This is a genomic window from Anaerorhabdus sp. (assembly GCF_036641015.1).
GTDB lineage: Bacteria > Bacillota_I > Bacilli_A > Erysipelotrichales > Erysipelotrichaceae > Anaerorhabdus.
In genome coordinates this window covers 1-6,797 of record NZ_JAVWFO010000069.1, presented here as the reverse complement: position 1 = coordinate 6,797, position 6,797 = coordinate 1, and the positions used below count along the sequence as shown (strand labels likewise).

The following is a 6,797-nucleotide window of genomic DNA, read 5'->3' as shown; positions in this document are numbered from 1 at the left end:
TAATTACTGGTTGTTCTTCTACAACAGTTCAACCTAAACCAAGTGAAACAACCGTAACAACAACACCAAAAACTAGATTTGAATTAACAGAAAAACAAAACGAAGAAATTGACAAATTAATAAATAATTCGGAGTATCTTGATTCCTTTATTAGCACGAATACAAAAATAACATATACTATCAGTGAAAATTTATATTCTATTAATCTAGATGGAACTTATATATACAAAATTAGAATACAACCAAATGAAAATGTTATTTTCAGTTTTACACCGGATCCCTATGTAATCAAATACAATAAAGATGGCAAAGAAAAATCTGCATCTTTATTTTTAAATTTTAATTCAAACTCTTATGCAAACAGTGTTATTGATGGTAGTTTGATTACAAATGATAATCAAAATTTTGATTTACAGTTTGATATAAAAAATTTACAAATCAATGATACAAAGACAAAAACAAAAATAGAATTTTTAGATGACTTATATAATAAAACACTAGATTCTGCAAAAATATTATTGAATGAATATTTATTGGAACAATCTAAACTAAAATCATTAGGCATATTGATTAATCAAATTATCAATAATGATCCAAATTACCAACACCCTTCTCAAGCAATATTGCTTGTTGATGACCGTATTCAAGAGTGGATGGATAGCGATAACGAACGTCAAAAACCTTTAAAAACTGATTACATTACTAAAGTTGGAACTATTAAAGTAAATGATGGTGAATTGAAAAATACAAAAGATTTACCACCTGCGGTTAAGATCTCTCTACTGTTTTTCTTTATTGAGGATGAAAATCCATCTAGCGAGCAATTACTTGCTGGTCTATTGTCAATTTTTCCAGAATATCAATGTGTTAATAGAAGGTGTGCTAACATAAACAATCAAAAAGATGAGCTTTTTATAAATCAAGGCATTAAAGGAGAAGGTTATTATGTAGTATTAACACAATCTAGAGTGAATCATCTTCTCGCTACTTTACTAAATAGAGAACCAATAAGTATTTTAGAAACTAAGAAACTCAGTAATGGAATTGTTCAAAGTAACGATGAGGAAACATTTGTAGGTGAAGTACTTTCTGGGGCCTTTTCTACAAATGCTTATGGTTTAATTTATAAAGAAATTTCTTCTTCGCCCGATGAAATTATAGTCCAAGTAACCCCCTATACGCTTGTTTCAAACAAACTAGCTGATAAAGATTTCATTGTTATATCAGACACTATTTATAGTCAAGAAGAGATGTATAATGCCGCATCTGATAATTTACATTTGTTAACAACTTGGGAAGTCGCATTAAAACCTGCTCTTGATTCTAATTACTATCAAATAGTTTATTACTATAAAATATAAACAAAAATGCCCGTGCACTCTAATGTGCATTGGCATTTTATTTTCTTTTATAGTTTTTTAACGCTTCGTTTAGTTTCTCAGTACTTGCTTCCTGTTCATACTTTTCACCTAGTAACATAAATATTAATCCAATTGCCATTGTTATGATATAGATTAGATAGTTAATATCAGGTAATCCTTCAAACCATTTAAATGCATAAGCAGTTCCACCAAATATAATTGTACAAATCACTAACCATGATAAAGATTTTGTAAACAGGATACCTTTTGAATAGTCACAACGATCATCTAACATTGTTACTTGAAGCAATGCTACTACAAAGCTTGCCATGATTCCTGTAAAAATGGTCAAAAATGTCATTTCATATTTACCTTGTACAAAATACATAAATCCTGCTAAGAAAATAACAGCCGAGAAATAAATACCCATATATAATTTCATGTTCATTGACCATAGAAAGAAATCTCTAAATTTTTTCATGTTGTTCTCCTTTTAATTTTTGTTTAAATAATCTTGCATAGTGTCTTGATATGACTAACATTTCTTGATTGTCTAATGTAACAATAATTCTTCCGTTTAGTTGACTCTTCAAACTATCAATATGTTGAATGTTTACAATTAGATTTTTAGCACCTCTAAAATAATCGGCAGTAGAATACTCTTCTTCTAATTCTTGTAGCGACGATCTAGTTTTACCTATTTTATCACTTGTATAAATATAAGTTGTGCCATCAATACTCTCTATATATAACACATCGATTGGATTAATATAGAACTTTTGATTATTTATATCACTACATTCTATTTTTTTATTTTGATTTTCTAATAAATCGATAACCCTCTGTATTTCCGGGGTTATATTTTTACATTGAATTAGTATTTCATCTTCAAATTCAAGATTAGTAATTACTTTTACTTTCATAAGTTACCCCTTCCATTAATGTAAGAATAACTTCTTATAGATAAAAAAACAACTCACTTTTCAGTAAGTTGCAATTTTAGTTGATAAGTTGCAGCTTAATAATCACCTTGCGCAATCATTGCGTCGATAACTTTTGTCATTCCTGCAACATTTGCTCCAGCAACATAATTCTTTTTACCTAAACGATATTGTTTCATTGCATCAATACATTGTTGATGAATTGCTACCATAATACCTTGTAACTTTTCATCTACCTCTTCAAATGTCCAATTGTATCTCAAACTATTTTGACTCATTTCAAGTGCAGATGTTGCTACCCCACCTGCGTTAGATGCTTTACCTGGTGCAAAAAGAATATCTTTTTCTAAATAATATTTAATTGCATCATTGTTGTCAGGCATATTAGCTCCTTCTGCAACCGCAATACAGCCACCAGCTACAATTGCCTTAGCGCGTTTTAAATCAATTTCATTTTGGGTAGCACAAGGTAAAACTATTTCTACTTTAAGTTTTGCATCATATACAGATCCTTCAAAATATTGACCATGTTTAGCCAACTTAGGATAATCCTTTAAAGATCCACGTAACTCTTCTTTAATTTTCTTAACAACTTTTAAATCCAATTCATCATCAACGATATAACCTTGAGAATCACTCATCGCAATTACATGTATACCATTAGACATTGCTTTTTCAGCTGCATAAATCGCAACATTCCCACTGCCAGATACGATTGCTTTTTTGCCTACTGGATCTATTTTATTCTCTTTTAGCATTTCCAATAAGAAATAAACTAATCCATACCCGGTAGCTTCTTTACGTGCAAGTGATCCACCATAGCCAATACCTTTGCCAGTTAATACTCCTCGTTCACTTGTACCACGAATTCTACGATATTGTCCATATAGGTATCCAATTTCTCTTCCACCTACTCCCATATCACCAGCTGGCACATCGATATCTGGTCCTATATGGCGGTATAGTTCCAGCATAAAACTTTGACAAAATCGCATTATTTCAGCATCGCTTTTACCTTTAGGATTGAAATCACTTCCACCTTTACCTCCACCAATAGGCAAAGTAGTTAATGCGTTTTTAAATACTTGTTCAAATCCTAAGAATTTTAGCACTGATAAGTTAACAGTTGGATGGAAACGTAATCCACCTTTATATGGACCCAATGCACTATTGTATTGTACTCTATAGCCACGATTAACATGCGTAAATCCAGAATCATCAACCCAAGGTACTTTGAATTGAATAATTCTTTCCGGTTCTACTAAACGTTCTAATACCGCCATCTTTTCATATTCAGGATGTTTCTTAAAGATTACTTCTGCTGAACCTAAAACTTCCTCAAGGGCTTGTATAAACTCTGGCTGATTTGTATCTTTAGCTCGCATCTCATTTAATACTCGATCGATATATTTCATATTTATTCCTCCAACTATCTGTTTTAATTTTAGACTGATGAGTCTATTCACGCAAGAATTTTCTTGCTTAAGAAAATAAAAATGCGATTATATTTCAAATCGCAATTCTAAATCTAATCATTTAATTCGATTTCGAAACCTCTAAGTTTACCTTCATCAAATGTAAATACGATATCTTTTCCACCAGATGTGTAATCGATAACTAGATATTCATTTGGTTTATCAAGATTCCCGCTTTCAACTTCAAAACCTTTTCCATACTTGTTAATAACATCATCAATTGTAGCTTGATTTAATTTTAAATCTCCACCAATTAATGCAGTACTTAAATTGTTGTCATAACTCTTTAACTCTAACCCAATAACAAGTGCATCATTCATATTAGTTTCTGCATTATTCATTGTTTTTACATCTATGGTAAATAAATCTTGATTCAAAGCTTGTGCAATTACATTATAAAATGTTTCATCTGGCACTAATAAGTCTATACCACCTTGATCTCCATAAACAGTTACTTGATTTTTAGTTAAGTCCATTAGTTTAAATGGAATTGAATACTTTTTATCATCAATTGTTACTGAGTAGTCTTCACTGGGTAGTTTTTCACTTTTTTTTGTTGTACACCCCACAAGTATTCCCGCTGCTATGATGATACTTCCTAATATTAAAACCTTTTTTAGTTTTTTCATATGTTCCCTCCTTGGTTAAAACTAGGTATCAGTTAGTTTACTGATTAATTTTATAATAACACCAAAGAGAAAAACCTTCATTTGTGATGCTTTAAATTGTATCTTGTACTAATAACCGTTTACCAATATTATCAATTAGTATTGCGCCAAGTGGTGCACTTATCAAAATTGCAATTACTGCAATTGTTAATACAATTTCTCCACATGCTAATCCCATTGCTAATGGTATACCACCTATTGCCGCTTGAACTGTCGCCTTAGGTAAATAAGAAATCATACAGAATAATTTTTCATTTATTGTAAATCCTGTTTTAATCAAACTTACAAAAACTCCAACCATTCTAAATATCAATGCACCAATTACTAATATTACTGTTCCAATACCTGCTTTAATTGCAAAACTTACTTCGACACTAATACCTACTAGCACAAAAAGGAATACTTCTCCCGCTACCCATAATTTATTATATTTTGATGATAGTCTGTTCGCTAGTTTTGGATAGAATATATTAATCGATATAGCCATACTCATTACCGCAATTAATGCAGAGAATGGTAATACAGTTGATATTTCTTTTTCAAATCCTACTGCGAAGAATGAGAATGCTAGTATTAATAATAGCTTAACAGAATCTCTCATGTGTAATTTTTTAAAGAACAGTTGAAACACATATCCCCAAGCAATTCCTAATAAAATTCCACTTCCTATTGCGATAGGAACTTGAATAACACTTGTTAAATTAACTGTACCTGATTGTACAAAAGTAGATACAACAGTAAATAGCGCAATTACAAAAACATCATCAAATGATGCCCCAGTTAATACAAGTTGAGGTACTTTCTTTTTTTGACCATATCCTTCTTCCGTGAATTTAATCATTCTTGGTACCACTACTGCTGGTGATACTGCTCCTAATACACACCCAATTAACATACCCTCTAGTGGTGTGACCCCCAATAATATTGGTCCCAGTATTGTACAACCAATTATTTCAAATGTTGCCGGTAAAAAGCTCATAAAAAATGCGGGTCTTCCAATTTTTTTTAAATCATCAAGCTTAAGTGTTAAACCTGCACGTGTCAATATAATGATAAGTGCAATTTGTCTTATTTCTGACGATATAGCTAATATCTTATCATCAATGACATTTAAAAAACTTCCACCCAAAATAATTCCCACAATGATCATTCCAATAAATCCCGGTAATTTTAGTTTTGTGAATAAATTTGAAAATAATAAACCAAAAACAAGTATTAACGCCACACTAACTAACATAGTCTATCCTCCAAAAAATAAAAAGCTAATGACAAGTTCAAAAGAGAACTAGACGTCATCAGCTATAAAAGCGGTTTTGCAATATGCAAGGGAGATCATCATTCCCTGTTTTATTTTATCATATATTCTGTCATTGTAAATATAAAACAGTCTCATCAATTGATGAGACTGCTTATGTTATTCTTGTACTGCTTCTTCAACGATTTCTTCAGTTAGTACATCTTCGATGTCTTCACTATCTAAATCATCTTGAACAGAAGTAACTTCTTTTGGAAGTTCATCTTCATCATCGTATTCAGCATTTGCTAATTCACGTTCTAAACGTAACTCAGCAGCTCTTTCTTTAATACGTGTAGTACTTTCTCTTTCAAAGTCTGATCCTGTACCTGCAGGGATTAATTTACCAATAATAACATTTTCTTTTAATCCGTGTAGTCCATCAATCTTACCTTTAATAGCAGCTTCTGTAAGAACTTTTGTAGTTTCTTGGAATGATGCTGCTGATAAGAATGAGTCAGTTTCAACTGAAGCTTTTGAAATACCAAGTAGAGTAGGTCCAAACTTAGCAGGACGTTTGCCACTTAATAATACTCCTGTATTAATATCAGTCATACGTTGAATACTTAATGTTTGTCCTGTTGTTAATCCAGTGTCTCCACCATCAACGATTACAACTTTCTTTAACATTTGGCGAATCATTACTTCAATATGTTTATCGGAAATATCGATACCTTGAGAAGCATAAACTTTCTTAACTTCTTTTAGGATATATTTTTGTACTTCTTGAACACCTGCAACTTCAAGTAATTCTTTTGGATTTACTTGTCCTTCAGTAAGTTTGTCCCCTGCTTTAACAACAGTTCCAACTTTCATCCAAGAACGAATATTTTGTGTTAAGTCACACTTATGTTCGATACTTTCTTTTTCATTAGTAACGATAATATGCATACCTGTTCCGCCTTCAAGTTCAGCGATTTCAGTGATTTCACCATCGATTTTAGCAAGAACAGCTACATGTTTTGGACAACGTGCTTCGAATAATTCTTCAACACGAGGTAAACCTTGAGTGATATCCCCATCATTACCTGATGCAACCCCTCCAGTATGGAAAGTAC

6 protein-coding genes, 1 pseudogene and 1 riboswitch are annotated in these 6,797 nt (G+C 31.6%); of the genes and pseudogenes, 1 reads left to right on the top strand and 6 read right to left on the bottom strand.

The window, feature by feature from the left end:
• Nucleotides 1-1,361 (top strand): hypothetical protein (locus RR430_RS08540; protein WP_332508930.1); only part of this gene is annotated, 1,361 nt, incomplete at its 5' end.
• A 37-nt stretch (nt 1,362-1,398) separates the two neighbouring features.
• Here RR430_RS08540 and RR430_RS08535 read toward each other — a convergent pair.
• From RR430_RS08535 to RR430_RS08510, 6 genes and pseudogenes are all read right to left on the bottom strand, one after another.
• Nucleotides 1,399-1,842, bottom strand: a complete 444-nt coding sequence (locus RR430_RS08535; protein ID WP_332487611.1) for a PigN domain-containing protein — start codon at nt 1,840-1,842, stop codon at nt 1,399-1,401.
• Nucleotides 1,829-2,284 (bottom strand): LytTR family DNA-binding domain-containing protein, encoded by a 456-nt coding sequence (locus tag RR430_RS08530; RefSeq protein WP_332487609.1) that lies wholly within the window; start codon nt 2,282-2,284, stop codon nt 1,829-1,831. The genes RR430_RS08535 and RR430_RS08530 overlap by 14 nt, the downstream gene beginning before the upstream one ends.
• 95 nt (nt 2,285-2,379) lie before the next feature.
• On the bottom strand, nt 2,380-3,717 hold the full coding sequence (gene gdhA / locus RR430_RS08525; RefSeq protein ID WP_332487607.1) for an NADP-specific glutamate dehydrogenase: 1,338 nt from the start codon (nt 3,715-3,717) through the stop codon (nt 2,380-2,382).
• 113 nt (nt 3,718-3,830) lie between these two features.
• Nucleotides 3,831-4,406 (bottom strand): hypothetical protein, encoded by a 576-nt coding sequence (locus RR430_RS08520; protein WP_332487605.1) that lies wholly within the window; start codon nt 4,404-4,406, stop codon nt 3,831-3,833.
• 91 nt (nt 4,407-4,497) lie between these two features.
• A complete protein-coding gene (locus RR430_RS08515) occupies nt 4,498-5,682 on the bottom strand; it encodes a cation:proton antiporter (RefSeq protein ID WP_332487604.1) in 1,185 nt (394 codons plus the stop codon).
• A 42-nt stretch (nt 5,683-5,724) separates the two neighbouring features.
• Nucleotides 5,725-5,797: riboswitch (Fluoride riboswitch) on the bottom strand.
• Nucleotides 5,798-5,859: 62 nt separating this feature from the next.
• Nucleotides 5,860-6,797: pseudogene (locus RR430_RS08510) on the bottom strand (DNA-directed RNA polymerase subunit beta'); the annotation flags it as partial.